This is a genomic window from Paenibacillus sp. LjRoot56, from assembly GCF_964253335.1.
GTDB classification, from domain to species: Bacteria; Bacillota; Bacilli; order Paenibacillales; family NBRC-103111; genus Paenibacillus_E; species Paenibacillus_E allorhizoplanae.
The window spans coordinates 403444-429536 of the sequence record NZ_CAXURV020000003.1; the positions used below are offsets into that span (position 1 = coordinate 403444).

Sequence of the window (26093 nt, forward strand, 5' to 3'; positions counted from 1 at the left end):
ATGGGTATCTGAACAAACAAATAACCACGGATTTCTCCGTGGTTACCGTTATCTTTTGCAGAATTTTATTTAACAAGCTCTGCTTGCTTTATTTCAGGAGTTTCTACTTGTAGTTCACCCATTCCGCGAACAAGCTTCTTCGCATAGAACGTTTCTGGTTTTAGTACGGACACCATAAAGTCGATGGCTAATTGAGGGTCGACTGTCTCACCGCATGTATAACAATCAAGTGCGGCAAAACCTCTCTCAGGATAAGTATGAATGGAGAGATGACTCTCGGACAACATGACAAGAACTGTTGCTCCTTGTGGTTCGAATTGCTTGGATTGTACAGATAAAACAGTTGCTCCACATACCTCGGCAGCTTCAACCATCTGAGCTTGCAGCCATTCTGCATTGTTCAGAAGTTCAAAATCTACCCCCCAAGTATCAACAGCAACGTGTCTTCCGAAAGTTGAGTATTCTGTTTCCATCTTTCGGTTCCCCCTTCCTAGGAATAAAATGTGTGAAAAAAATTTCATCCGCTAGGACCTACGTCATTCACTTCCCGAGGGTATAATCTCTCGCAACATTCAATGTCCTGAGTGAATCCTGGTTCCTATATTGTTTCAACGAGAATAAAAATAACATCTATCGACGATAAATGCAATAGTTTTTTTTGTTAAAGGCTAACTGTCACATCGGCGCCATATCTAAATTATGTCGTAATGCCTTTGCATGTGCCTGAAAACAAAGAGAGACCCAAAAATGGGTCTCAATAAATATAGCATGTATGGGTGATTATGCCTCCAAAACAAACAAACGATGTGTAAGCTCATTGAGGCGAATGTCGATCTGTTGGTGTTCATCCCTAGCCTGCAGCATGTTACGCATATCAAGAAGGTGATTGATTTGATCGTAAATCATTTCAATTTCTTGCTCAACTTCTCTCTTCTGGAACATCATCTGCATAAGGCCAATGGTATCTTTGTGCTCATAGACAATTGTTAACAGTTGACCTTTGATTTCCTCGATCTTCACAACGGTTCCGCGTTCATAATAATAAACCATCGTGTAGCTTGGGTAAATCCGATTCACTTTAGCGCTGCCTTTGAATTCCGATACTGCTTTACGCATTAAATTTGCTAATAAGGTATTACTTAATCTGCAGGATCCTGTGCATTCATATAGGCCCGATTTCTTTTCAAATGAGAGGACGATTTCTTGACCTTCGCCATCTTGAAAAACAACTTCTTGATTCCCGTTTTCCAAAACTTTGACTTGCAATGTCACTTGATGGTCCACAAACATTTGAAAAAACTTCAACATATCGGCTTCTGTTAACTGGAGGCAGGTTTTGACATATTCAGTCGCTAACCTTTGTGCCATAAAAATCCCTCGATTCTTTGTTTTCAAGCCATTAACTATTACCTTGCTTATTATTATACTACAAGAGACACGAATATTCCTGCCGGCAAATCATGATAATCAGCCAAATATTCTGAAAAATGCTTGATAAACTGGAATGCCATCAAATTTCCCCCAGATTACCTCGCTTTCCCGTATGCTTCTTTTTGATTTCCTCTATCTTTGATCGTTATCCTTTACAATACGCAAAAAACCGCCCTGTGATTAGGACGGTTGCGGATCGTTTACGGCGCTAGTTAGCACTTCTTCGGTTTGAGGCTCCGGTTCGCCATAAGCAATCGCTTGCTCTAGAATTCCCCACAGTTCATCTTTGCCAAGCCCAAGCTCAGAAGAGAACATCAGCGGTTGAACCCCTTTATCCATCCCTAATGTTTCACGTACAATCTTCAAATGTTTAGCCCATCTGCTCTTAGGAATTTTGTCCGCTTTGGTCGCAACAACAAGAACAGGTACGTCCATGTGGCGAAGCCATTCGTACATCGCCTGATCATCTTTGGAAGGCGGATGTCTCAGGTCAACTAACTGCATCACAAGGCGCAAAGGCTCACGATTCAATAAATAGCTTTCAATGAATTTGCCCCATTGCTCGCGCTTGGTTTTGGATACCTTTGCGTAGCCATAGCCGGGGAGATCAACGAAATATAAGTCCTGATTAATTTTATAATAGTTAAGAGTTTGCGTCTTGCCCGGTTGTGAACTGGTTCTAGCTAAGTTTTTACGAGAAATCAAACAGTTAATGAGTGACGATTTCCCAACATTAGAACGCCCTGCCAGCGCTATCTCTGGCAAGGCATCCTCTGGATATTGGCTAGGTCCAACCGCGCTGATAATAAATTCAGCTTGATTGACTTTCATGAATATTCAACTACTTTCTAAGTCGATCCGACGTTCGCCGTCGGTTTATTTTTGATAAGCGCGTGTTCCAGCACTTGATCCATGTGGCTGACAGGGATGAACGTCATCTCTGTGCGGACACTCTCTGGAATTTCAATAATGTCTTTCTCGTTGTCTTGCGGTAAAAGAATTGTACGTATCCCCGCGCGATGTGCCGCTAGTGCCTTTTCCTTCAAGCCCCCGATTGGAAGTACCCGACCGCGAAGCGTGACCTCTCCAGTCATCGCCACTAAGCGTGAAACGGGAATGTTCGTCAAAGCAGAGATTAATGCGGTAGCCATTGTAATCCCCGCTGATGGACCATCCTTCGGAATAGCACCTTCAGGAATATGAATGTGTACATCATTCTTCTCATGGAAATCTGGGGCAATGCCCAGGACATCTGCTCGCGAACGTGTGTAACTGAAAGCTGCTTGGGCAGATTCCTTCATGACATCACCTAGTTTACCCGTCAAGGTTAACTTGCCAGTACCAGGCAGCACAGATACCTCAATGACGAGTGTATCTCCCCCAACTTCCGTCCATGCTAGACCTGTAACAGCACCGATCTGATCCTTCTCTTCTGCAACATTATATTTGAACTTAACAGGACCTAAATAGTCACTTAAGTTATCTACAGTTACATGAACAGGTGTCTCCGGGTCTGAAACGATCTTCTTAGCTGCTTTGCGATTCATACCTGCAACTTGCTGCTCTAGATTACGCACGCCTGCTTCTCGCGTATATTCGCGCACAATCTTCATCAAAGCAGCCTCATCAACGACTAGTTGCTCTTCTTCAAGACCATGATCACGTTTCTGCTTAGGAAGTAAATATTTCTTGGCAATTTGGAGCTTCTCTATCTCCGTATAACCTGGAATATATAGAACCTCCATCCGATCTAGCAGAGGACGAGGAATATTATGCACAGCATTCGCCGTAGTCACAAACATCACGTTAGATAAATCAAAAGGAACTTCAATGAAATGATCACTAAAAGTGCTGTTTTGTTCAGGATCCAATACTTCAAGCAAGGCTGAGGCAGGATCTCCACGGAAATCCATCGCCATCTTGTCAATTTCATCTAATAAGAAAACGGGATTATTCGCGCCTGCATTCTTCATACCTTGAATAATTCGTCCAGGCATGGCGCCAACGTACGTACGACGATGACCGCGAATTTCAGCTTCATCCCTCACGCCGCCTAGCGAAATACGGATGAACTGTCTTCCCATGGATCTAGCAATTGAACGAGCAATTGACGTTTTACCAACCCCAGGAGGGCCAACTAAACAAAGAATCGGACCTTTGAGCTTCTTGACTAGCTTCTGTACGGCTAAGTACTCCAACACTCGCTCTTTTGGCTTCTCGAGACCAAAATGATCCTCATTCAATATCTCTTCTGCTTTATCTAGGTCCAAATCGTCATCGGTCGATTTGTGCCAGGGAAGGCCTAGCAACCAATCAATATAATTGCGAATGATGCCGCCTTCTGCTGAAGTAGCAGGCATTTTCTCCAATCGATCAATCTCTTTCTCAACCTTCTCACGAACCTTATCAGGAAGCTCGGCTTCAGCTAGCTGGTTACGTAACTCATCAACTTCACCTGCACGACCTTCTTTATCCCCAAGCTCTTTCTGAATCGCCTTCATCTGCTCACGGAGGTAGTATTCCTTCTGTGTTTTCTCCATTTGCTTCTTGACACGCTGGCTGATTTTGCGTTCGAGTTCAAGCACTTCCCGCTCATTGTTCAAAATATTAAGCATTTTCTCGAGCCGTTCACGTACGTCAACGGTCTCGAGAATATCCTGTTTATCTTTAATTTTAAGCGATAAATGACTACAAATCACATCTGCTAAACGGCCTGGCTCATCAATATCAGATACCGCGGCAAGCGTTTCAGGCGTGACTTTCTTGGAAAGATTGATGTAATGCTCGAATTGACTTAGCACACTTCTCATCAAAGCATCAATCTCAGGATCTGAAATTTCTTGCTCTGGCAATTCTTTTACGGTTACTTCGTAATACTCGTCATTCGTCAAGTACTCTACGATTTCAGCACGTAAAACACCCTCTACTAAAACGCGAATCGTACCATTCGGTAATTTGAGCATTTGCCGCACTTTCGCGATGGTTCCGATGCGATAAATATCCTCTTTGGTAGGTTCTTCTATGTTGATCTCTGATTGAGAGCAGAGGAGAATCATGCTGTCATCCACCATCGCCCGCTCGAGTGCTTTCACCGATTTCTCTCGCCCTACATCCAGGTGTAGAACCATGCTCGGATAGACCAGCAGTCCCCTAAGTGGCAATAACGGCAATCTGCGCACCTTCATTTTTCCAGGCCCCATCCTCTGCACCTCCAATAATAGGGATCCTTGAACCTTCGTTCAAAGTCTCACCTTGAAATAAAGTAATAATAGGTTTCACATGATAAATCGGCTTTATTTTTAGATAAACACTGTGATACGTCCAGAGGACGGTGTAGCCGTTTATTTTAACTATGTGGGATTATCTCCCTACGTTGCCCTTTACATTTTAACAAAACTCTAAACAAAACACCAATTGAGGGCTGACGCGCCATGTAAGGTCGCGAAAACCTCTCTTTAAGAGTCAATTGTATGCTGTGAATTGGCATGTAGAATGGGTAAAGTTGTAGCTGGAATCGTTCTTTCCATAGAGAAAGGTAATGGAATCACATTATCATGAAGCTCAATGCCGAGTGCAGCTGCAAGTACTTCTTCAATTGTTTCTGCTGCGACAACTTCAACACCAGGTAAATCAGCAAACAAAGCTTGCCAATTTTCCTTTGGAATAATAACACGGGTAGCTCCTGCTTGGAATGCCGCCTCTACTTTGGCTACTACTCCGCCAACAGGCTTCACTTTCCCATGAATGCTCATTTCTCCCGTCATGGCTAATTTGTTATCTACAGGTATTTTATGTATGGCTGAAGCGATCGCTGTAGCCATCGAAATACCTGCGGATGGTCCATCAATTGGCACCCCGCCAGGGAAATTAATATGCAGATCATAATCTGACGTATTAAAACCTAGTTTACGAAGAACAGTTAAAACATTTTCCACAGAGCCTCTGGCCATGCTTTTACGACGAATGGTTCGGGAACCCCCGCCCATTTCTTCTTCATCAACAACACCTGTGATATTGAATTTCCCTGTACCTGCAACCGCAATTGGGATCGCTGTAACTTCAATCTCCAATAGAGTGCCCAAATTGGGTCCATAAACAGCTAAGCCATTAACAAACCCTATTTGAGGCTGTGCAGGCACCTTCCGCTCTGGTCTAGGTGGGATTTGTGACGAATTCACGACCCACTCAATGTCAGCTGCTGTGATCGAATCCCGCTTATCGGTTAGAGCAATCCCCGCGGCTAATTGAATCACATTGACTGCCTCGCGGCCATTTGTTGCATATTTCGTTACAACTTCAATAGCATCTTCACATTTCTTGAAACCAATTTTATCAAGCGCTTTTCTTGCAATTTCTCCTACTTCACCAGGCAAAAGTGGTCGGAAGAAAATTTCCAAACAGCGTGAACGGATGGCAGGAGGAATTTCACTCGGTGTGCGGGTCGTCGCACCAACCAAACGAAAATCTGCCGGTAGCCCATTTTGAAATATATCATGAATATAGCCTGGAATATTCGCATCCTCAGAGCTGTAATAAGCACTCTCTAAGAACACTTTACGATCTTCAAGCACCTTTAATAATTTGTTCATTTGCGTCGGGTGTAATTCACCAATTTCGTCAATGAACAAAATTCCCCCATGCGCCTTTGTTACAGCACCTGGTTTCGGTTGCGGTATTCCAGCAACACCCATTGCACCTGCTCCTTGATAAATAGGATCATGCACGGATCCAATCAGCGGATCAGCAATACCACGCTCGTCAAAACGAGCAGTCGTAGCATCTATCTCTGTAAACTTAGAGTCAGGTCGAAAAGGAGATTCTTGATTTTTCTTCGCTTCCTCTAATATGACGCGCGCTGCAGCAGTTTTCCCAACGCCGGGAGGGCCGTAAATAAGCACATGTTGAGGATTCGGACCACATAGTGCTGCTTTCAGAGCCTTCAATCCTTCGATTTGGCCAACGATATCCTGCACAGAAGAAGGTCTCGTCTTCTCAGACAGAGGCTTGGTAAGCGAAATGGATCGCAACTTGCGCAATTTCTCCAGTTCTTTCCTAGACTCTCTATCTACTGCAGACTTGTTCGTCTGTTGATTTCGCAGTAAATTCCAGAAATACAACCCGATTACAACTGCAAAAAACACTTGAATGACCATTAGAATGATACTTAAACTCATGTGTTGAACCTCCTTAAACACGTCATCTTCGATTAGTTACGTTTAAATGTGTTGCCTATCTGCCTTTGTTAATTTCCATTATTCCCGTGTAAAAGAAGGTTAATCCAATTCAAGCAAACTTTTGCATCACGTATGATAGCCCCCTTGCTGTAGAAGGATAAGGGTAGTTATTCTTGCAAAAGGATGTGGCGGGATTTGAAGAAATACTTGTTGATTATCCTACTTACGCTATTTCTTTGCGTGCCTAATTGGCAGTTAGTTTCAGCTGCTCGTAATGATCCCCTTCTTCCATCCGCGGACATTATTCTCGACGTAGGACATGGCGGAATCGATAGCGGAACCATGGTAGGCAAATATGAAGAAAAAGATATGAATCTAGCTATCGCTAAAAAGACGTATAAAGCACTAGTTAAAAGAGGCTATCGTGTTATCATAAATCGCACCGAAGATTACGCATTAAGTGATGATAATAGATGGTCATTTGGAGGCAGACACAGAAAAGATCTCGCACAACGCTCTGGTCTAGCCAATACCATTAAACCGAAAATCATGCTAAGCTTGCATATTAATTGGTCCAAAAAATCAAACACACGCGGTCCCCTTGTCATTTATCAAAATCAATCTGACAGTATTTTATTGGCAAGCTTGCTGCAAGACACATTAAATAACGTTTATGGGATGGAAGAGCTCCCTGTGCTCGGCAAAAAGTATTTTGTACTCCGGTTTACAAAATGCCCTTCCGTCATTGTTGAACTTGGGTTTTTATCCAATAAAACGGATCGCAAGCTGTTAAACGATAGTCATCATCAAGCAAAGCTTGCCAAAGCGATTACACAAGCTGTCGATCAATATTTCTCTATGACGCAACCGAAATCGTAAATCTGACCATTATTTGACCATTTGTGAAATAGGAACAAAGGTTGCTTCCTTCTGAATACTTGGAATAGCTTCATGGATGACATGAGCTGTTTTCTTCCCAGGAGGCCCAACATGACCAATAGCAATAACTTCATCTTTTTCATGGATGAGTTTCTTCAGTCTGACCATTTGCTTATTAATATGACTATATGTATACAAATCGTCGAAGAAAAGTTGATTGTCCGCATGCGGTACGCCGCGTGAATCTGCAATCTTGCCAATTAAGCTCTTTGGTGTGGTCCGGCTGTCCAGTAAGATTAGATTTCGTTCTTTGCAAATCTCGATAAGGATCTTCATGACTCTTTCGTCCGCGGTCGCTTTGGAACCCATATGATTATTAATTCCTATGGCATAAGGAACATCGTCGATTGCCGCAACGATTCGTTTATGTATTTCTTCGCTGGACAAGTCCGTGGTTATTGCGCCTGGACCTAGCCAGCTCTTCTTCCCTCTCACAGGCTCCATTGGAAGGTGCAGTATGACCTCGAGTCCTCTGTCATGAGCTAACTGTGCGTCCTGCTTCGTTGAGGGCAAGAAAGGCATAACAGCCACTGTAAATGGAATGGGCAGCTTCAGCATTTCCGCTGTCCCCTCCATGTTATTGCCAAAATCGTCAATGACGATGGCTACTTTCTTCGTAATCGCTCCCGCCGGCTGTTGCGGGATTACATCAGGTTCGGCATGTGTAAAACTTGGATTCGCGATCAAGACAGTCCCCATGATTAGGGTAAGCGCTACCTGTCGATATGATGCAAACGTTGGAAATAACTTCATCCTCTTCTCCTCCTTAAAGTTTCCTCAGAAAGTCTTACTACCAATTGAGCATGCTTTCCAGTTTTACTCATTATGCTTCACTTCCTAGGCAAATATGCGCTTGGACATAGGTATGCAAAAAAACCGTTAAAGACTCATCGTTGAGTTCTTTAACGGTTTGTTATTTCGTTCTACTATCTACTTAGTGCTGCTTGCGCCCAGGGATGACCCCAGTCTGTTCGTAGGAAGCCACAATAATATCAATTTCTTTTTTCAATTCAGCAAGCAGTTCAGCCTCAGGCACTTTACGAATCATTTCTCCGTACCGGAACAACATACCTTCTCCACGAGCCCCTGCGATGCCAATATCCGCTTCTCTCGCTTCACCAGGTCCGTTCACGGCACAACCCAATACAGAAACCTTAATCGGCACTTTGATTTTGGCAATATAATCTTCCACTTCATTAGCGATCGAGAATAAGTCAATATCCAGACGACCACATGTCGGACAAGAAACTAATGTAGCGGCGTTAGTAATTAAACCGAATGTTTTGAGAAGTTCTCTTGCAACTTTAATCTCTTCAACAGGGTCAGCACTCAGAGAAATACGAAGCGTGTTACCGATACCCATATTAAGCAAAGTTCCAATCCCCGCGGCGCTTTTTACAGCACCAGTAAAGAGAGTCCCTGCCTCTGTAATACCAAGATGAAGCGGATAATTAAACGCCTTCGCAGCCTGCGAATACGCCGCAATGGCCATAGGGACATCAGAAGCCTTCAAGGATACGATGATATCATGGAAATCGAGTTCTTCCAAAATGTTGATATGGAACAGGGCGCTTTCTACCATCGCTTCAGGCGTTGGATAGCCGTACTTTTCAAGAAGATGATTCTCAAGGGAGCCCGCATTAACGCCGATACGAATCGGGATGCCACGCTCTTTACATGCCTTCACAACCGCCTCAACCTTCTCACGGCGACCGATATTACCTGGATTAATGCGGACTTTGTCAATGCCGTTCTCAATCGCTGCAAGAGCCAAACGATGATCGAAGTGAATATCAGAGACCAACGGAATATGAATTTGTTTCTTAATTTCCTTGATAGCTTCTGCGGCTTCCTTATTGTTGACCGTCACGCGCACAAGCTGACAACCTGCTTCTTCTAAGCGAAGAATCTCTGCAACTGTCGCTTTGACATCAGCGGTTTTGGTTGTGCACATGCTTTGCATGATTACTTCGTTGCTGCCACCGATCGTTAAATCACCTACCCGAACGGCTCTGGTATCTCGTCTATGGAACATTTTGGTTTCTCTCCCCATGACACCAAACATCCTCCGCTCCAATTCCCAGAAATGGAAATCGGATTGGAGGCTGTGTGTTCATTTATAAAATTATAGGTTAAGCACTTTCTTCCTTCTTCTTACCAGATGGCTGTGCGCCTTCTTTGGTAGTCAGAACAGGCGTAATCTTGTTTTGAACCGTTTCTTTGGAAACGACACAAGAAGATACATCCGTTCTTGAAGGAACTTCAAACATCACATCAAGCATAATGCTTTCAATGATAGCCCTTAGACCACGAGCACCGGTGTTCCGTTTAATCGCTTCTTTGGCAATCGCATCAAGTGCTTCTGCATCAAATTCAAGCGAAACATTATCCATCTCGAGCATCTTCTGGTACTGCTTCACAAGCGCGTTCTTAGGCTCGGAAAGAATACGCACAAGCGCTGCTTCATCAAGCGGCTCTAGTGTTGAGATAACCGGTAAACGACCTACGAACTCCGGAATCAAACCGAATCTCAACAGATCCTCAGGAAGGACCATCGATAGGTATTCACCTGGTTTCAAGTCAACTTTCATGCCATCTGTGCTAAATCCAATCACTTTTTTACCTATTCTGCGTTTGATAATTTGCTCTAAACCATCAAATGCTCCACCACAAATAAAGAGAATATTCGTCGTGTCGATTTGAATGAATTCTTGATGCGGATGCTTACGCCCACCTTGTGGAGGTACGGAAGCTACTGTGCCTTCAAGAATTTTGAGAAGAGCTTGTTGTACACCTTCACCGGAAACATCGCGTGTAATGGATGGGTTCTCGGATTTACGTGCAACTTTATCAATCTCATCGATATAGATAATGCCGCGCTCTGCTTTTTCAACATCGTAATCAGCTGCTTGGATCAGTTTGAGCAAGATGTTTTCGACATCTTCCCCTACATAACCAGCTTCTGTCAATGAAGTTGCATCCGCAATTGCAAATGGCACATTCAAAATTTTCGCAAGTGTTTGCGCAAGAAGTGTTTTACCACTTCCTGTAGGCCCTAGAAGGACGATATTACTTTTTTGAAGCTCAACATCTTCAAGCTTGTTCTGCGAGTTGATCCGTTTGTAGTGGTTATACACGGCAACAGCCAAGGATTTCTTCGCTTGTTCTTGACCAATAACGTATTGATCCAAGATATTACGAATTTCCTTTGGTTTCGGAACATCTTTCAGATCCAGTTCTTCTTCATGCCCTAATTCTTCTTCCACAATCTCCGTACAAAGCTCTATACATTCATCACAAATGTAAACTCCCGGTCCGGCAACAAGTTTACGAACTTGGTCCTGGGATTTTCCACAAAAGGAACATTTGAGTTGGCCTTTTTCATCGTTAAATTTAAACATGGGATCACTCCTTTATTTCAAGTCGTTTCGAGTGATAACCTCGTCGATTAACCCGTATGCCTTCGCTTCTTCAGCGCTCATAAAGTTATCCCGGTCGGTGTCTCTTTCGATCTTTTCAAGCGGCTGTCCCGTTCGGTCCACGTAAATCTGGTTGAGTTTATGCTTGGTCTTGATAATCCAATCCGCATGGATTTTGATATCGGTTGCTTGACCTCTAACACCGCCGAGCGGTTGGTGAATCATTACTTCTGCATTCGGCAGCGCGTATCGCTTACCTTTGGCTCCTGCTGTTAACAGCAAAGACCCCATACTTGCGGCCATACCTACACAAATCGTAGATACATCCGGTTTAATAAACTGCATGGTATCAAAGATACCCATTCCAGCCGTAACAGACCCACCAGGTGAGTTGATATATAAGTGAATATCTTTTTCAGGGTCCTGGGCGGATAAAAAGAGCAGCTGGGCAATGACCAAATTAGCCACATCGTCATCAATAGCGGTCCCGATGAAGATTATGCGGTCCTTAAGTAAACGCGAGTAGATATCGTAGGAACGCTCCCCACGAGCCTCTTGTTCTACAACCATAGGAATAAGACTCATTGTACCAACTCCTTTTGCGGCAAGCGCCATGTTCTCTCACTTGAGATTCAATTACAGTTTAACACGATTGGGCAACAATGTCATTTTTCTGAAATCACCTATGTAAGCGGTAATGCGTATGTACTAAGGCGTTTAGACGTAAATTAGGGTAAAAGAAAGGCACGTTGCTTGCGTACGTGCCTTTACTTACCTTATTTACACGGCTGCGGAAACATGCTTGCTATTTTGAAGCAAGAAATCAACCGTTTTTCTGATTACTAGATCATTGCTAAGACCTTCAAGAGACCCGTTGGAAGCAAACAGCTCACGAAGTTCAGCTGTTGATTTTTGGTAAGACGGTGCATATTTCTCAAGTTCCGCGTCAACTTCTTCGTCGGAAACTGTGATTTTTTCTGCAGCTGCGATAGCTTCAAGAACAAGGTTGTTACGAACACGCTTCTCAGCATCTTCTTTCATTTGTTCTTTCAATGCGCTCTCGTTTTGACCGGAGAACTGGTAGTAAATCTCAAGTGTCATGCCTTGGGAGCGAAGACGTCTTTCGAATTCTTTTACCATGATATCAAGCTCAGCTTCAACCATCGAACCTGGGATTTCAACATCTGCGTTAGCAGCAGCTTTCTCAACAACTGCAGTTTCAAGTGCAGCTTCGGAATCTTTCTCTTTGCGCTCTTGCATACGTTTTTGAAGCTCTTCTTTGTACTCAACAAGTGTATCGAACTCACTTACGTCTTTTGCGAACTCATCATCAAGCTCAGGCAGGTTTTTGCGTTTGATATCGTGAAGTTTCACTTTAAACACAGCTGCTTTGCCTTTCAGATCTTCGGAATGGTAGTTTTCAGGGAAGCTAACGTTAACTTCTTTCTCTTCGTCCTTACCAAGACCAACAAGTTGCTCTTCGAAACCTGGGATGAAGGAGTTGGATCCAAGCTCAAGCGAATACTTTTCCGCTTTACCGCCTTCGAATGCTACTTCATCAACGAATCCTTCGAAATCAATGATAACGACATCGCCGTTAGCAGCTTGTCCTTCTTCAAGAACAACCAATTCAGCATGACGTTGTTGCAAACGTGCAAGCTCTTCATTCAATTCTTCTTCAGACACAGTAGCGTTAACCGCTTCTACTTCGATACCTTTGTAGTCACCAAGCGCTACTTCAGGCTTAACTGTTACTTTAGCTTTGAATTTCAAGACTTGACCTTTACCAAATTGCTCAACATCTACTTCTGGACGATCTACAGGCTCGATTTTAACCTCTTCAATCGCTTCAACGTAAACTTCTGGCAAAATGATATCTAAAGCATCTTGATACAAGCTTTCAACACCGAATTTAGCTTCAAAGATTGAACGTGGCACTTTCCCTTTACGGAATCCTGGAACATTTACTTTCGCTGATACCTTTTTAAATGCTTTATCCAAAGCATCTGCTACACGTTCTGCCCCAACTTCAACTTCAAGAACGCCAACGTTCTTCTCTATTTTTTCCCAACTTGCTTTCATTTTATGCCTTCCCCTCCAAAAATGTACCATGACATATATTTTTCACGTTAAGCTCATTATAACCATTCTATTATACCATATAACATTTTCATTTCAAGCGAGCTTTGTTCTTAGCCAGGATCCGGGCTAAATTGCTTTACAAAAGCGGTCAGCACGTTGTGCGCGCGCTTCCATTGCAGTGTCATCGCATCCACGATTCCATAAGTCTCTAACAACTCATCTCGATCAACCGTACCAAACAATTTGTCTTGCAAAATCGCATGCAGCGCTGAGGCCCATACATCTACCGCGCTTTCTTCTGCCCTTAGCAGCTCCGTGTAAATCGAGGTGCCATATGCATAGGCAAGAAACTCCTGCCAAGTCTGAGTCGCAAAGTAAACAAAGTCAGGTTGGCTTATTTCACTAATGTCCCCGACTCTGCGAATCATATCACGAATTCGCAATGGAAAATCCTCCGCTGTAAGCGGCGTCTCATCGATTTCGACGAGAACTGTTCGGCCATTCTTAGGAAACTCAATTAAGCCGTGCTCTCCCATTTGCTTAAGTGTCTGTAACGCTTTGAATTGAAGATGCGGATGTCTAGGCCTTTCACAAAGCCATGTCTTCACATATTGGCTCACCTCAGGTTGCTCGATAAAAGCAAGCTGCTCCAATGCGCTTACTTGTTCCTCTAGCGAACCTTCTTGCAGCATGGTTTGAAGCTTCAACACAAAAGCACCATCATCCGAAGCTGATTTATCCTGGATATACTGGCGCAATAAGGCGGATTCTTCTTCCGAATCCTCTTCTTCTGTCACGGATGATGAGAACATCGTTTCCGGAAACATAGTGAGCAGCCAGTGGCGCAGGGCTTCCCATTGATCAGACTTACTCGCATCTACATTAGGAAACTGCAGCAAAAAAGTAAGTATCTCCAATGCTTCTTTATACTGCTCCGAGCGCAACAGCTTCATTAGCTCGTCTTCATAGAACTTCTCTGTTTTAGGAAAAAGGATGACATTATTGGGCGTAGGATCTGATATAGGGATCACCTCTGTTCGTGGTCTCGCTTGTGCCAGTTTACTCCATCATCCAAATGATTGCAAAAATATTTAAAAATGAAGTTGACTCGCATTATACGTTATGATATATTAACTCTTGCTTCGCCAAACGGATCTCGTCCAGGCGGTAAGAAGTGTCATAGGTCTCAGTAGCTCAGCTGGATAGAGCACACGCCTTCTAAGCGTGCGGTCGGGGGTTCGAATCCCTCCTGGGACGTCAATTTTAAAACAAAAGACCGCGCAATTGCGCGGTCTTTTGTTTGTTATAGACTTATAGAAAGAATTTCTAACATCGATATTACCCGCGGCTTCTTTTAATCAGATGCAATCCTTATCATTTCGTTTATGTTGCTGAATCCACATTGTTGCTTCCACATCGCTTGTCCTAGCTCTGTTCCCCAAATTAGATTTTCCTTTAGAATTTTATCTCCCTAGGGGTTGCAAGGAATATGTTGTAATTCCGACGCAAATTTTGTCGAATCCTCTCCTTTTTTTAGGATAAAATATGAAATAGCAGTATTAAACAACGACATATTTTAGCTAAGTTACTCTATATCTAGAGGAGAGAAACGCATGCAAACCACAACGAAACAACAAATCGAAATTTTATCATCTATACAAAGCCATTTAGCTATGATTATGTTTGACACGAGCGGCTATGTAACATGGGCAAATTCACTCTTCACTTCTGCCATGGGATATACGGTGGAAGAAATTATTGGCTTCCATCATAGCAAGTTTTGTTTGCCTGAGTTTGTGTCCAGTTCAGCCTATGATAATCTTTGGAGAGAACTACGTAAGGGCAAGGCCTTTCAAGATAAAATTATCCGGGTTGCAAATGGTGGAGGAAGGCTTACTTTAGAAGCAACTTACATGCCGGTCTATAGTGAAGGCCACGTGGATGCCATCATCAAGATCGCTACAGATGTTACGAGTCGTGAAACTGTCCTACAACAGAGTACTGCCGATTTGAAAGCGATGGTAGAGAAGATTACCGCCAACACAGAAGAAGTATTAGAAGCTTCGAAAGTGATCGTTACGCATATGTCAGAGATGAGCAGAGAATCTTCTACAGTTGAGAAGCAAATCAAGAGTATCCAAACCGTAACCACGATTGTTAAAGAAATTGCTTCTCAGTCCCATCTATTGGGCCTGAATGCCGCACTTGAAGCTGCTCGTGCAGGCGAGCTTGGACGAGGTTTTGAGGTGGTTGCAAATGAAATCAGGAAAATGGCAGGTTCTAGCAAACAATCTGCTGAAGAAATATCCGATCAGTTAGCTAATATATCGACTTCGGTATCCACGATGATTCAAAGCATTGAGGATATTACAAAGCAAATTTCCGTCAACTCCAATTCTATTGAACAATTAAAGAAAGCATATGATCATATCGCTTCGACCACGGAACATTTGGCATCCTCTATTTAAAATGATTTACATTCCACAACCCAGCTTTGCCAATAACCGCTTCAATTAATGGAAAAGCACCCCGCTGCATGTGCAAGCAAGGTGCTGATATAACTGATAGTTTCCTTCGCTTACACGGATGGCCTATTTGGCTGATGATGACCTGGCTCCGTTGAATCGAGATTCGACTGAACACGAGATGATTGCTTTGAGTGATCGATCGTGCTTTGTGTTCTCTGCATCATACTTTTCTTTTTACCCATGGTAAGCAACTCCTTCTATTCATAGAATGAACGCCACCTTAGTATGGAGGGTTTCTGTACAGACTATGCTGGTTATCGTTTCCTTCTCTCTAGCATCAAGTCAGGAAAGCATATACTGGAGAATAACAAAGAGCCTGTAGGGATATCCCTACAGGCGCTTGCTCATGCCAAACGACGTTAGTGCATCTTGTGAGGCAAATTCTTGCCTGTATGACCGTCACCTTGTGTCCTTTTATTCTTCTCGGCTTTCCTCTGCTTCTCATGCAGCTTGCTAATGAAATGACTATCCATGAGCACTCGCCTCCTGAATAAAGAATGGCATTACCCTAATAGAATGTCACGCAAGGTCCGTATTTAATCGCATTGCCAAATTTATTATTGCGCCTCTGAATTCAACATCGGTTAATGCTTTCTCGTACAAAGATTCAAAAGTTGCTCGATTTTGGATAAATTCAGGCTCGGATTTAATGGCTGTTTGCGTCCAGTTAATCAATACATTCTCAGCTTGTATGAGTTCGTTATAAGCGCGATGCAAGCCAACCTTTTCAATAATTTCTTCCATTTCAGCTTGACCCAGTTCTACGCCATCTTGTTTTGCATTTTCAATTCGAATATCCGCTTGCGCGCTAATTTGCAAAAAGTGCTCTTTCGATGCTAAATAATCAACTTGAGCTCTTGAGTATTTTATTCCCATTGTCATCACCTTCGTTTATATAATGGCAGTACTTGGATTGATTGTAACAGTCTTGTCAACAAAACACAAAAAGCACGGGCTCATCTTCCTTTTGTCATGTTCTGGACAGACATTTAATACCTTCCATTCGCATACCCTTTATCATTATGCTCTCTTCAAAAGAAAGGAAGGAACGTCTATGTGCGGAATAACGGGTTGGATAGATTGGCGGAAAGACTTGACCGGGTACCCGTCCATTCTAGAAAATATGACGGAAACGCTCCAACTGCGCGGACCTGATGCCTCTGGTACCTGGATCTCACAGCATTGTGCCCTCGGACATCGACGTCTAAGTGTTATGGATCCTGAGAATGGCGCTCAGCCCATGGTCCGTAAACAAGGCGACTATACGTATACCATCGTATATAATGGCGAACTCTATAATGCCCCAGAGTTAAAAAAAGAGCTCGAGCTTCGCGGCCATCAATTTCGAACAACGTGTGATACCGAAGTGCTACTCGTTGCTTTTATGGAATGGGGGAAAGCTTGCGTAGATCGTCTGAACGGCATCTTTGCTTTCGCAGCTTGGAATGACCAAGAGCAGTCACTGACCCTGGTACGGGACAGACTCGGTGTTAAGCCTCTTTTTTATTCCCATCAGGATAGTGTATTATTATTCGGCTCAGAACCAAAAGCCATTCTAGCTCACCCTGATTTTAAAGCTGAGGTTGGCGCCGAAGGCTTTGCAGAAATATTCGCTGTCGGACCGGCTAGAACGCCTGGACATGGGATTTATCGCAACATGTCAGAGCTGAAGCCAGGTCAATTTGCCATTTTTGATCGGAATGGCTTATCCATTCGTACGTACTGGAAGCTCGAAAGCCATCAGCATCCTGATGATATCGCTGGTACAGCTGCGCAGGTTGGGCAATTGCTTAATGATACAGCAGAGCGCCAATTAGTTTCAGACGTCCCCATCTGTACACTCCTCTCTGGAGGACTTGATTCTAGCGCCCTCACCGCACTGGCTGCGACGCATTACAAAAATAGCGGGCAAGGACCGCTTCATACCTTCTCCGTGGACTACAAGGATAACGATAAGCATTTCAAAGCGAACCTGTTCCAACCGAACTCAGACGCACCTTGGATAAAAAGGATGACTGAGCATTTAGGAACGGAGCATCATTACATTGAGTTCGATACCCCGGAGCTTGTGGAATCTCTGAAGACAGCCGTGATCGCCCGCGATACACCGGGCATGGCCGATGTCGACGGGTCCCTCTATTTATTTTGCCGAGAAATCAAAAAAGAAGCTACGGTTGCAATCTCTGGAGAAGCGGCTGACGAAATATTCGGTGGATACCCTTGGTTCCACAATACAGAAGCACTAGAAGCGAACACGTTCCCCTGGTCACTCAAGCTAGCGAATCGGGTCGACCTGCTCGCCTCAGACTTCGTCGACTGGATTAAACCTGTCGAATATGTCAGCAATCGATACCAGCAAGCCTTAAGCGAGGTACCTCGTTTAGCTGGGGAAACCAAGCAGCAGAATCGGATGCGAGAAATGTCCTATTTGAATATCACGCGTTTCATGCCTACGTTGCTTGATCGTAAAGACCGTATGAGTATGGCCGTTGGCCTCGAGGTACGCGTCCCCTTCTGTGATCACCGTCTAGTTGAATACGTCTGGAACATTCCGTGGGAAATTAAAACATCCGGAGACAGAGAAAAAGGCATATTACGTCAAGCATTAAGAGGTGTATTGCCTGAAGATGTGCTGACTAGGAAGAAAAGTCCATATCCGAAAACACACAACCCGAATTATTTAACCGCGGTAAGAAAATGGGTTTTGGAAATTCTGGATGATCCCTCATCCCCTATCTTGCCTTTTATTGATGTCAAAAAGATTCGCGCACTCGCCAGCTCCGAGTCCAACGATTTCGACCTCCCTTGGTTCGGTCAGTTGATGACAGGTCCTCAGCTATTCGCTTATTTAGCTCAAGTGGATATGTGGCTAAGAACTTATAAAATCTCGATCCGATAAATGAAATTGCAGTGAAAATAGAAAAGACCTGCGTCCACGCATTCACGTGGTTGCAGGTCTTTCTGTGTTTTAGTTCGTTTGATCAGGAAGCTGATCCAAAAACATACGCAAGGCTTTGGCGCGATGACTCATTTCATTCTTCTCTTCCATCGTCAACTCAGCCATCGTTCGGCCCAGTGATGGAATATAGAATAAAGGATCGTAACCAAATCCGCTTTCACCGCGCTCCTCATGAATAATAAAGCCTTGGCAGACATCCTCCGCTTCGATCACTTCATTCGCAACGGGATCAATTAAAGTGAGTGCACAAACGAAGGAAGCCTCACTAAGTAATGGAGGGTGGCCATCCCCTGCGCTCAGCTCGATCCGACCTTCCAATTCATGCAAAGCTTGAAGTAGTCTGGCATTATTGTCAGCATCCGTTGCGTTTTCTCCCGCGTAGCGAGCCGAATATACACCTGGATCACCACCAAGAGCCGTAACGCATAAACCGGAATCATCAGCAAGTACAGGTACATGAAGATGCGCAGAGATGATTTGAGCCTTGATCCGCGCATTCTCTGCAAAGGTCTTCCCACTCTCAACGATTTCTGGTAAATCCGAGTAATCCGCTAAGCTTCGAACCTTATACCCTTTAGCTCCGAAAAGCTTGGCGAACTCTTTCACTTTACCTTCGTTCCGCGTTGCAATGACAACAAAATTACTTTGTAGCCGCATGCCCAGCACCTCGAATACGATCTGCGATCGGCCCTAGCACACCGGATTGTACTTCGATCATGGTGTTAATCCCCGATTCCGCTAGCGCCAGCAATTCATCAAGCTCTTTACGGGAAAAAGGAGCATCCTCGCCCGTTCCTTGAACCTCAACGAATTGACCTCGCCCTGTCATCACGACGTTCATATCCACTTTCGCTTTGGAATCCTCTTCGTAATTAAGATCGAGCTTCGGAATATCTCCAATAACGCCAACACTGACAGCAGCGAGGAAGTCGTTGATTGGGAACTTGGCAAGATTTTTATCATTAGCAAGCTTGTTGATTGCAAAAGCCATCGCTACGAAAGCCCCCGTAATGGACGCTGTACGCGTACCGCCATCTGCTTGAATCACATCGCAATCCAGCGTAATGGATCTTTCGCCTAGCGCTTCCAAACTGACAACCGAACGTAATGCTCGACCGATTAGACGTTGAATTTCCATCGTGCGTCCACCGAGCTTACCTTTTGCCGCTTCACGCTGATTACGAACTTGTGTTGCCCGCGGCAGCATCGAATACTCCGCTGTAACCCAGCCTTTCCCTTGCCCTTTCATAAAAGGAGGAACACGCTCTTCAACCGTTGCTGTACAAATGACTTTCGTATCCCCGACCTCAATGAGGACCGAGCCTTCTGCGTGTTTTATATAATGAGGGGTTATTTGCATAGGTCGCAGTTCTTGATCCGTTCTTCCACCAATTCTCATAAATGTCTTTCTCCTCCTGTAGCTACATCTAAAGCTCTAATCCTTACGCCCCATTGTAACAAACTCATCAAGGAAAAGCATCCTAACACTAGTCAATATGGAAAAAACCGAAAAACCACCAGGGATTCCACCGTTAAGAACGTTGGAATCACCTGGTGGAACGTTGATTATCAATACGATTAAAGCTTGATCGCAGGATTAATATGCGCGGGTCTCAGGACAGGCTTACTGTAGTTTTGATTATCTGTAGACGTAATTTTCACAGCGCCATCCACCTTAATTTGTACCTGTTTAAATGTTGTGTTCTCAGTTAAAGACAAGATGACGGATTGCAACGCATCCGCTGAAGCTTTCTGATCCGTTCCCAGCAGCTTGTTGGAGAAGTCCACGGTGATGAGACCCTCGCCTGGCTTAATGCTCTTCAACTCTGTCGTTGCATTGAGGACAGCAGCAAGTCCTTTCTTCTGATCTGGCCCTTTAATTAACTGCTCGACAACAGCCTTCGCAACATCGTCCGTTCTCTTTATAAGTCGAGTCACAGGGACATAATATTTGTAATTTTGATCATTTTGATTTAGGAAATAGAGTGTAACCGGAGTAGCTTGACCAAATTCGGTATCCTCTGCTTTCTCCAGATTGATCCCCATCGTGCGCGCCAATGGTGCATCAAGTGGTGTTCGGCCCTTTGGCATCTCTTTCAGGTCCTTGCCATCTACACGCAGTTGAACCTTATCGATCGTAGGGAAGTTCGTCAAGTTCCACGTGATAGCCTCAAGGAGCTTGCGCTCGTCCTTCACATCATAGTTGAGGAATTCTTTGGAGAAATCAACCGTAGCACTTTTGTCTGATTTTACATTTAAACTAATAACCTTAGTCCCCTTCGGTAGAAGCGCTTGGAAACCTGAAGGCAGCTGACTCGTTTCTGGTCCCCCGTCCACCATGTACTCTAATGTCGTCTTAGCAACAGAAACTGTCTTCGGCAACGCTAGACTTAACGGTGTCACGAAGCCTTTGGCATCTTTGACATACACCGTCATTTGTGACGTAATATCTTCAGACATGTCGACTGTAACCGCTGCTGAAGTCGTCTTCACATCTACGTCTGTACCCGCCCCAGGAGGTGCATCGATGTCACTCTTCTTTCCACTGCCCAAAATCGAACATCCCGTGGTCAGTAGAACAATCACCCCCGCTAAAGCGGCTGAACGAATCCAATGTTGATGTTTCATTTGCTTATTTCCTCCTTCGATTTTTGCTATTCGCATGGCCTGTACGATGCTTTTTCGTATTACTATGTATACGGGGCTTTGTCCGATTTATAACTACTTTTTGTCCACCTTTTTATGAATCACAAAAAAAACACAATGACGAAGTGAATTATTACCAATCTTCGTCAATTCGAACTCATATGCTATACTGAATACCAGCGAAAAACTGAAATAAAAAACCACTATCAGTTGCAATAACTACTTTCTGATATTGGATGAAGGAGGTCTTGTAATGAGAACATTTTTGAAGGAAAAGACCCTCATTTTCAATGAATTTCGAGAAGAGGTTTTCAGCCATTATCCACAAGCTGTCATTGAGGAAGCTGTTGCTAGATTGCTTGTTGAAATAAAAGGCATCAAGAAAATCCCCACCGATTTGATCACAACCACACTGCTCGGGGTATTAAGTAAAACAGAAACATTCAACGTCATGTCTACACTCATGGAGCTTCAAAAAAAGGTGAAACATGATGCAGAACTGCTAGCTAGCATGAAAGACCCTGCCTATAACGTTCATCGCACAATTGCGATGTCCATTTGCGGATTATACGGGAGCGGTGCGATCTCACTATTCGGTTTCATCGACTGCAAATTCCGCTTCTTTTTCCCGACGAAAAGACCTAAATCCTTCATCTCCAAGGGGATTTGTGCAATTGTCGCATCAACCGCAAGTGTCATTATTTCGGATAGCGTGAAGATGGATTACTCCAAACGCAATCTGCAAATGCTTGAGGCACGAGGTGTTCTTCTGGATGATATGGTCGAGATCCTTGACCAGTTGCAACGTCCTTACAATCCTGATATGCCACGCAGTCTCTGTGAAGAGCATATTCTGGCGGTACTTCGCAAACAGCAAACCTTTCATGCGCTCCAACTCGCGATCAAGATTGATACCGCTGTCGAAGCCAAAGAATTCAACCCTCAATACAATCATATTGTGGGGATGGACGAAGGACTTTTTGGCGTCGACGAAAGCATCGCAACTGCCGTTCCTCTCATGTACGGAACCATTGCGCTCACGAATTTTGGCTATCTCGATAAAGCCAAAATCGGCATTATCGAAGAGCTCGATAGTGATCACGCAGATGGTAAATGCAATACGTTTATCGATGATATGGTCTGTGGAATTGTTGCAGCAGCATGTGGTCGGTTAGCGCATAACCATACGCCGACGTATAGTAAGCCGTTGAAGTAAGAGTCTGAAACGATAGTGTGGTCTTTGGAACAATTGACTGGTTGTTGAAAGTGCAAAAGGGAACGTACGGGCGCTATTCGGATGAAAATCGGGGTAAGTGCAGGTGTTAGGGAACGTAGGGACGCTAAATTGAAGAGAGTGGGTTTTCGGCACCATTTCGGAAGAAATAAGGGATCTACGTTCCCCTTCTGGGTGAAATCGGCTGTTTAGGAGCAAAATAGAGGATCTTGTTTCCCTTACTTCAAGGCTATGTAAAGGTAAGCTGGGACTTACGTTATAGAAGCATAGAAAAACCCTCCAACTATGACATGGTTGGAGGGTTTTCTTTATTTAGATATGGCGACGTAGGACACGCGATCTGCTTGCGGATCCACCTGCTGGATGCGGCCCTCGGCCTCCAGCAGGATCAAGTGCGCGATCGTCTCCGACAGCGCGAATCGCAGCTGGTGCACGCTCAGTCGGTCGCCGAACGTCGCCCGGCACACCTCATAAGCGCTCTGCGGCGCGCTCAGCTGCCCTTCCATGAGCGCAAGCCGCTCATGGTGATGGCGCACGAGCTCCTCTGCGCGCGCGCCAAAGCCCTGCCATGGCTCCCGGTGCCCCGGGTAAGCCATCACAACCGGCAGCCTGCTGATCTCCTGCAGGCTGCTCAGGTACGCGCCGAGCGGGTTTTCTTCCACCTGCGGGAGGAAGGAAACGTTCGGCGATATTTGCGGCAGGACGTGGTCGCCGCAAAACATCACCTGCGCCTCAGCGTCATAGAAGACGAGATGCCCCGCGGCATGGCCGGGGGTCTCGATGGCTTCATAGACGCGGTCGCCGAGGTGCACAGGCCCTTCACGCAGCAGGGTAACCTGCGGCTGCGGGGAGACCAGATCGACGAAGCTCACCATGTGCTTCGTCATCTCTTCCAGCCCGGCTTCAGGGAAGCCATGCCGGGCGAACAGCTCAAGGAGCAGCGGAGACATCGGCTGCTCCGGGCCCCACAGGAGCTGCACCTGCGCGTATCCGGTCTCCGATAGGAGAACCGGGGCGCCCGTGCGCTCCTGGAACCAACCAGCCATCCCGTAGTGGTCGGGATGGTGGTGGGTGAGCACGATTTGTTCCACGTGCTCATACCCGATCCCTTGCTCTTTGAGCACTTGTTCCCACAGCGCCTCTGCTTCCGGAGTATGCAGTCCCGGATCAATCACAGTGTAACCTTTGCTGCCACGAATCAAGTAAGCATTCACCCAACGTAAAGGAAATGGCAACGGCACCTTCACTTGTGTTATTTCATCTGTATGTACGGTCACGACGTTCATATCCCGGTAGTCATCCTTCCTTATGTCCAACAAAAATCATCCGACTCGAAGTTTCTGGCGAATAAGCCTGGCCTTCATAGTCACCATAGACATGATCAATATGTAATCCAGCTTTGACCAACATCGCCTCAAACACCGGACGCTCGTACAATTTCACCTGCTCCAAATAATGCCGATCTGGTGCACCCGCTTGCGAAATCATAATCCGTTTGCGCACACAACCGTCTTCGATTGTTCTCGACTCACGAATGGTCAAATCCTCTTCCTTCCGTTCGGACTGCGCGACCAAGTTCGCTTTCACATAAACCGGATTCAGAAAATCGATAATGAATCGACCTTCTTTTTTTAAAAGCCGATACATCTCATGAAGCACTTTCTCATTCTGCTCATCTTCATCAAAATAGCCAAAAGATGTAAACAAATTCACTACCGCATCGAACGGCTCACTTAGCGGCACCTCCCGCATATCACCGTGAACCCATGTCACTTGCTCTTCTCCACCCTGCTTGACGGCTTCCTGTAACAGTACTTTCGACAAATCAACGCCAGTTACGGTATAACCAAGCTCCGAAAGCGCCAACGAATGCCGTCCCATTCCACAACAGAGATCCAAAAGACGAGCCCCTTGCTCCAAGTCCAACCAATTCACCATTTTCTTCACTTCATGGTAAGCACCCTGCATATCTCTATGTTTATACACAAGTAAATAATCATCGCCAAAACTCTCTTGGTACCACGCCATTTTTTCAACACCTTCAGCTTTGTGATTAAATTTCTACGATAAAATGTTATAAGAGCAGCCGTTTTTTCATAATCCGCAAACCCTCTAGCGCTTCTTCCTTGCTAAAATTCCCAGCCTTCAACTGCTCGTCCTCAACCTGAAGCAGCTTTTCGTAAAAAATCAGACCTTGCTTTGGCAGTTCTGACTTCTCCGGGTGATCCTCCATATAATGAAACAAAACATCTTCAACCTTCGCATAATTGCTTTGTTTCTCATAATGTAAAAAAAGTTGCCTCTTCATCCCCTCTGGGATCTCCCAGCCTTGGAGATGATTCAAGCTCGTAACCATCCGAGAGGCAATCTCATCATTAACCTCATCCTCGGGCTCAACTTCTTCCGACAAAGACAAATGCAGAAGTAAATCTAAGGACTTCAGGTGGGCCCAATAGGACTCCCCATCTTCCTCATGCTGCTTCAACAGCTCACCTTGCCCCACAAACATATCGCTAATGACTAACGCCTTCGCTGTATCTATGCTCCCTTGGTAGGATAGCAATTCCAGAATATCCTTACTGGACAAAGACTGGAGGGAACGGATATTCAAACCCAATAAATGACGACTTGCTTCATCTAACTGTCTCTGCGCATCTTCAATCGGGATATGTTCCTTGTTAAAAAGAATCCGATGCAGCACCACCGTCAATTGTTCAATCTGTCGCATCAAATAATCACGCCTGAACATCCGAAGCAGCTCCTCTCGGTTTCAAATACACCTCAATTCAGCTTACCACGCCTCGCGCTGAAACTCAAAAATACATTCCGCCTATTTTTCACATATACCGCACCATTGACATCAGCCCTTCATAAACTAATTTTGACTGTATCCCTTAACCTTGTAATTCCCAATACCCGAGCAAGGAGGGGTGACACACATCCATGGGCAGCGACCACAAAAACAAATTTTTACTTACGAACCGCGAACGCGAAGTATTCGAACTCTTAGTGCAGGACAAAACGACAAAGGATATCGCACAGCAGCTTTTCATAAGTGAAAAGACTGTGAGGAATCATATATCGAACGTCATGCAAAAGCTGAACGTAAAGGGTCGTTCACAAGCGGTTGTAGAACTGATTAAGCTTGGGGAATTAAAGATCTGATTCCGTCAGCAAAGGGATCCATGCAAGCCACCCACCCTCCTTCGGAGGGAAACGGGGGCTTTTATGTTTGTTTTGAGTTTCAAGCACTCTACTTACCACAACCATATTGGCCGATGTAGCAATCAACTTACCAAGTAATTATCCAACCACAGACCCCACATACAAATTAACTGGATTTTGTACATCTAAATTAACTCAAAACGCGCTGAAATTGAGTTTAGATGGATTTTATGTAGTTATATTTGCTCACTTTAGCAATATCGAGGTAAATGGGATAAATTAACAGTACCTTTTCCATCTAATTAGAATTTCCGTTGATTTCCCTTCAAAATAGCTGTAGAAAATCCATTTAAAGTAAAAGATGAAGCTTGTGGTGGGAGGTTGTAAGTCAGGATCACAAGTTGAGGGTGGCTGAGTGCTAGTTGCTGGGAACTGGTTGGTGGATAGTGGGTTGCGGGGTTCGGGGTTCGGGGTTCGGGGTTCGGGGTTCGGGGTTCGGGTTACGGGTTGCGGGTT

The 26093-nt window shown here is 44.7% G+C and carries 24 protein-coding genes and 1 tRNA gene; 6 read left to right on the forward strand and 19 right to left on the reverse strand.

Going from position 1 to position 26093, the window contains the following annotated elements:
• Positions 1-65: 65 nt before the first annotated feature.
• The 5 genes from speD to lonB all read right to left on the reverse strand — a co-directional run bounded on the left by speD (position 66) and on the right by lonB (position 6605).
• Complete coding sequence (gene speD / locus ACSQ8O_RS20800) at positions 66-473, reverse strand: adenosylmethionine decarboxylase (RefSeq protein ID WP_056610310.1); 408 nt, start codon at positions 471-473, stop codon at positions 66-68.
• Positions 474-780: 307 nt separating this feature from the next.
• Entirely contained in the window at positions 781-1368 is a 588-nt protein-coding gene (locus tag ACSQ8O_RS20805) for a hypothetical protein (RefSeq protein ID WP_056610308.1), read from the reverse strand.
• Positions 1369-1611: 243 nt separating this feature from the next.
• Positions 1612-2262: a ribosome biogenesis GTP-binding protein YihA/YsxC gene (gene yihA / locus ACSQ8O_RS20810; protein WP_056610306.1), complete on the reverse strand. Its 651-nt coding sequence runs from the start codon at positions 2260-2262 to the stop codon at positions 1612-1614.
• 17 nt (positions 2263-2279) lie between these two features.
• Positions 2280-4631 carry an endopeptidase La gene (gene lon, locus ACSQ8O_RS20815; protein ID WP_056610304.1) on the reverse strand — a complete coding sequence of 784 codons (2352 nt, stop codon included), beginning with the start codon at positions 4629-4631 and terminating at the stop codon, positions 2280-2282.
• Positions 4632-4886: 255 nt separating this feature from the next.
• Positions 4887-6605, reverse strand: a complete 1719-nt coding sequence (gene lonB / locus ACSQ8O_RS20820; protein WP_436243205.1) for an ATP-dependent protease LonB — start codon at positions 6603-6605, stop codon at positions 4887-4889.
• Positions 6606-6800: 195 nt separating this feature from the next.
• Here lonB and ACSQ8O_RS20825 point away from each other — a divergent pair, with 195 nt between their 5' ends.
• On the forward strand, positions 6801-7484 hold the full coding sequence (locus tag ACSQ8O_RS20825; RefSeq protein WP_436243206.1) for an N-acetylmuramoyl-L-alanine amidase family protein: 684 nt from the start codon (positions 6801-6803) through the stop codon (positions 7482-7484).
• A 9-nt stretch (positions 7485-7493) separates the two neighbouring features.
• On the opposite strand, the gene ACSQ8O_RS20830 is transcribed toward ACSQ8O_RS20825, so the two are convergent.
• From ACSQ8O_RS20830 to ACSQ8O_RS20855, 6 genes are all read right to left on the reverse strand, one after another.
• On the reverse strand, positions 7494-8297 hold the full coding sequence (locus ACSQ8O_RS20830) for a divergent polysaccharide deacetylase family protein (protein ID WP_436243207.1): 804 nt from the start codon (positions 8295-8297) through the stop codon (positions 7494-7496).
• Positions 8298-8478: 181 nt separating this feature from the next.
• Positions 8479-9579 carry a flavodoxin-dependent (E)-4-hydroxy-3-methylbut-2-enyl-diphosphate synthase gene (gene ispG, locus ACSQ8O_RS20835; protein ID WP_056610296.1) on the reverse strand — a complete coding sequence of 367 codons (1101 nt, stop codon included), beginning with the start codon at positions 9577-9579 and terminating at the stop codon, positions 8479-8481.
• Positions 9580-9676: 97 nt separating this feature from the next.
• Positions 9677-10945 carry an ATP-dependent protease ATP-binding subunit ClpX gene (gene clpX / locus ACSQ8O_RS20840; protein ID WP_056610294.1) on the reverse strand — a complete coding sequence of 423 codons (1269 nt, stop codon included), beginning with the start codon at positions 10943-10945 and terminating at the stop codon, positions 9677-9679.
• A 12-nt stretch (positions 10946-10957) separates the two neighbouring features.
• Positions 10958-11548: an ATP-dependent Clp endopeptidase proteolytic subunit ClpP gene (gene clpP, locus ACSQ8O_RS20845; RefSeq protein WP_068665411.1), complete on the reverse strand. Its 591-nt coding sequence runs from the start codon at positions 11546-11548 to the stop codon at positions 10958-10960.
• 195 nt (positions 11549-11743) lie between these two features.
• Entirely contained in the window at positions 11744-13045 is a 1302-nt protein-coding gene (gene tig / locus ACSQ8O_RS20850; protein ID WP_436243208.1) for a trigger factor, read from the reverse strand.
• Between the two features lie 110 nt (positions 13046-13155).
• Positions 13156-14076 (reverse strand): hypothetical protein, encoded by a 921-nt coding sequence (locus ACSQ8O_RS20855; RefSeq protein WP_436243209.1) that lies wholly within the window; start codon positions 14074-14076, stop codon positions 13156-13158.
• Between the two features lie 152 nt (positions 14077-14228).
• On the opposite strand from ACSQ8O_RS20855, the gene ACSQ8O_RS20860 reads away from it, so the two are divergent.
• Positions 14229-14302 (forward strand) — tRNA-Arg (locus ACSQ8O_RS20860).
• 356 nt (positions 14303-14658) lie between these two features.
• On the forward strand, positions 14659-15513 hold the full coding sequence (locus tag ACSQ8O_RS20865; RefSeq protein WP_436243210.1) for a methyl-accepting chemotaxis protein: 855 nt from the start codon (positions 14659-14661) through the stop codon (positions 15511-15513).
• 419 nt (positions 15514-15932) lie between these two features.
• On the opposite strand, the gene ACSQ8O_RS20870 is transcribed toward ACSQ8O_RS20865, so the two are convergent.
• Both ACSQ8O_RS20870 and ACSQ8O_RS20875 read right to left on the reverse strand, forming a co-directional pair.
• A complete protein-coding gene (locus tag ACSQ8O_RS20870; protein ID WP_082595252.1) occupies positions 15933-16046 on the reverse strand; it encodes a DUF4023 family protein in 114 nt (37 codons plus the stop codon).
• A gap of 46 nt (positions 16047-16092) precedes the next feature.
• Positions 16093-16449, reverse strand: a complete 357-nt coding sequence (locus ACSQ8O_RS20875) for a hypothetical protein (protein WP_056610285.1) — start codon at positions 16447-16449, stop codon at positions 16093-16095.
• 178 nt (positions 16450-16627) lie between these two features.
• Between ACSQ8O_RS20875 and asnB the strand changes: the two genes are divergently transcribed.
• Positions 16628-18472 (forward strand): asparagine synthase (glutamine-hydrolyzing), encoded by a 1845-nt coding sequence (gene asnB / locus ACSQ8O_RS20880; protein ID WP_056610283.1) that lies wholly within the window; start codon positions 16628-16630, stop codon positions 18470-18472.
• Between the two features lie 69 nt (positions 18473-18541).
• Here the strand turns inward: asnB and ACSQ8O_RS20885 are convergent, their stop codons facing one another.
• The 3 genes from ACSQ8O_RS20885 to ACSQ8O_RS20895 all read right to left on the reverse strand — a co-directional run bounded on the left by ACSQ8O_RS20885 (position 18542) and on the right by ACSQ8O_RS20895 (position 21160).
• Positions 18542-19189 (reverse strand): XTP/dITP diphosphatase, encoded by a 648-nt coding sequence (locus tag ACSQ8O_RS20885; protein WP_436243211.1) that lies wholly within the window; start codon positions 19187-19189, stop codon positions 18542-18544.
• The gene (rph, locus tag ACSQ8O_RS20890) at positions 19173-19931 is read right to left on the reverse strand and encodes a ribonuclease PH (RefSeq protein WP_056610279.1); all 759 of its coding nucleotides are present in this window, start codon (positions 19929-19931) and stop codon (positions 19173-19175) included. The genes ACSQ8O_RS20885 and rph overlap by 17 nt, the downstream gene beginning before the upstream one ends.
• Before the next feature lie 179 nt (positions 19932-20110).
• A complete protein-coding gene (locus ACSQ8O_RS20895; protein ID WP_171630426.1) occupies positions 20111-21160 on the reverse strand; it encodes a GerMN domain-containing protein in 1050 nt (349 codons plus the stop codon).
• Between the two features lie 271 nt (positions 21161-21431).
• Here ACSQ8O_RS20895 and ACSQ8O_RS20900 point away from each other — a divergent pair, with 271 nt between their 5' ends.
• Positions 21432-22394 carry a phosphatidylglycerophosphatase A family protein gene (locus ACSQ8O_RS20900; RefSeq protein ID WP_056610274.1) on the forward strand — a complete coding sequence of 321 codons (963 nt, stop codon included), beginning with the start codon at positions 21432-21434 and terminating at the stop codon, positions 22392-22394.
• A gap of 326 nt (positions 22395-22720) precedes the next feature.
• On the opposite strand, the gene ACSQ8O_RS20905 is transcribed toward ACSQ8O_RS20900, so the two are convergent.
• The 3 genes from ACSQ8O_RS20905 to ACSQ8O_RS20915 are packed head-to-tail and all read right to left on the reverse strand — an operon-like array spanning position 22721 to position 25161.
• Entirely contained in the window at positions 22721-23698 is a 978-nt protein-coding gene (locus tag ACSQ8O_RS20905) for an MBL fold metallo-hydrolase (protein WP_436243212.1), read from the reverse strand.
• Positions 23699-23708: 10 nt separating this feature from the next.
• Complete coding sequence (locus ACSQ8O_RS20910; protein ID WP_436243213.1) at positions 23709-24440, reverse strand: class I SAM-dependent methyltransferase; 732 nt, start codon at positions 24438-24440, stop codon at positions 23709-23711.
• A 46-nt stretch (positions 24441-24486) separates the two neighbouring features.
• The gene (locus ACSQ8O_RS20915) at positions 24487-25161 is read right to left on the reverse strand and encodes a DUF6483 family protein (RefSeq protein ID WP_436243214.1); all 675 of its coding nucleotides are present in this window, start codon (positions 25159-25161) and stop codon (positions 24487-24489) included.
• A 194-nt stretch (positions 25162-25355) separates the two neighbouring features.
• On the opposite strand from ACSQ8O_RS20915, the gene ACSQ8O_RS20920 reads away from it, so the two are divergent.
• Entirely contained in the window at positions 25356-25577 is a 222-nt protein-coding gene (locus ACSQ8O_RS20920) for a helix-turn-helix domain-containing protein (RefSeq protein ID WP_028556998.1), read from the forward strand.
• The last annotated feature ends 516 nt before the right edge of the window (positions 25578-26093 follow it).

Bases quoted from the DNA above. Each gene is read 5' to 3' on its own strand.
- tig (WP_436243208.1), bottom strand. From the start codon at position 13,045: ATGAAAGCAAGTTGGGAAAAAATAGAGAAGAACGTTGGCGTTCTTGAA.
- ACSQ8O_RS20900 (WP_056610274.1), top strand. From the start codon at position 21,432: ATGAGAACATTTTTGAAGGAAAAGACCCTCATTTTCAATGAATTTCGA.
- speD (WP_056610310.1), bottom strand. From the start codon at position 473: ATGGAAACAGAATACTCAACTTTCGGAAGACACGTTGCTGTTGATACT.
- asnB (WP_056610283.1), top strand. From the start codon at position 16,628: ATGTGCGGAATAACGGGTTGGATAGATTGGCGGAAAGACTTGACCGGG.
- yihA (WP_056610306.1), bottom strand. From the start codon at position 2,262: ATGAAAGTCAATCAAGCTGAATTTATTATCAGCGCGGTTGGACCTAGC.
- lon (WP_056610304.1), bottom strand. From the start codon at position 4,631: ATGGGGCCTGGAAAAATGAAGGTGCGCAGATTGCCGTTATTGCCACTT.
- ACSQ8O_RS20905 (WP_436243212.1), bottom strand. From the start codon at position 23,698: ATGAACGTCGTGACCGTACATACAGATGAAATAACACAAGTGAAGGTG.
- ACSQ8O_RS20805 (WP_056610308.1), bottom strand. From the start codon at position 1,368: ATGGCACAAAGGTTAGCGACTGAATATGTCAAAACCTGCCTCCAGTTA.
- clpX (WP_056610294.1), bottom strand. From the start codon at position 10,945: ATGTTTAAATTTAACGATGAAAAAGGCCAACTCAAATGTTCCTTTTGT.
- clpP (WP_068665411.1), bottom strand. From the start codon at position 11,548: ATGAGTCTTATTCCTATGGTTGTAGAACAAGAGGCTCGTGGGGAGCGT.
- ACSQ8O_RS20895 (WP_171630426.1), bottom strand. From the start codon at position 21,160: ATGAAACATCAACATTGGATTCGTTCAGCCGCTTTAGCGGGGGTGATT.
- ispG (WP_056610296.1), bottom strand. From the start codon at position 9,579: ATGTTCCATAGACGAGATACCAGAGCCGTTCGGGTAGGTGATTTAACG.
- rph (WP_056610279.1), bottom strand. From the start codon at position 19,931: ATGAGAATTGGTGGAAGAACGGATCAAGAACTGCGACCTATGCAAATA.
- ACSQ8O_RS20920 (WP_028556998.1), top strand. From the start codon at position 25,356: ATGGGCAGCGACCACAAAAACAAATTTTTACTTACGAACCGCGAACGC.
- ACSQ8O_RS20830 (WP_436243207.1), bottom strand. From the start codon at position 8,297: ATGAAGTTATTTCCAACGTTTGCATCATATCGACAGGTAGCGCTTACC.
- ACSQ8O_RS20875 (WP_056610285.1), bottom strand. From the start codon at position 16,449: ATGGGAATAAAATACTCAAGAGCTCAAGTTGATTATTTAGCATCGAAA.
- lonB (WP_436243205.1), bottom strand. From the start codon at position 6,605: ATGAGTTTAAGTATCATTCTAATGGTCATTCAAGTGTTTTTTGCAGTT.
- ACSQ8O_RS20885 (WP_436243211.1), bottom strand. From the start codon at position 19,189: ATGCGGCTACAAAGTAATTTTGTTGTCATTGCAACGCGGAACGAAGGT.
- ACSQ8O_RS20915 (WP_436243214.1), bottom strand. From the start codon at position 25,161: ATGTTCAGGCGTGATTATTTGATGCGACAGATTGAACAATTGACGGTG.
- ACSQ8O_RS20910 (WP_436243213.1), bottom strand. From the start codon at position 24,440: ATGGCGTGGTACCAAGAGAGTTTTGGCGATGATTATTTACTTGTGTAT.
- ACSQ8O_RS20865 (WP_436243210.1), top strand. From the start codon at position 14,659: ATGCAAACCACAACGAAACAACAAATCGAAATTTTATCATCTATACAA.
- ACSQ8O_RS20870 (WP_082595252.1), bottom strand. From the start codon at position 16,046: ATGGATAGTCATTTCATTAGCAAGCTGCATGAGAAGCAGAGGAAAGCC.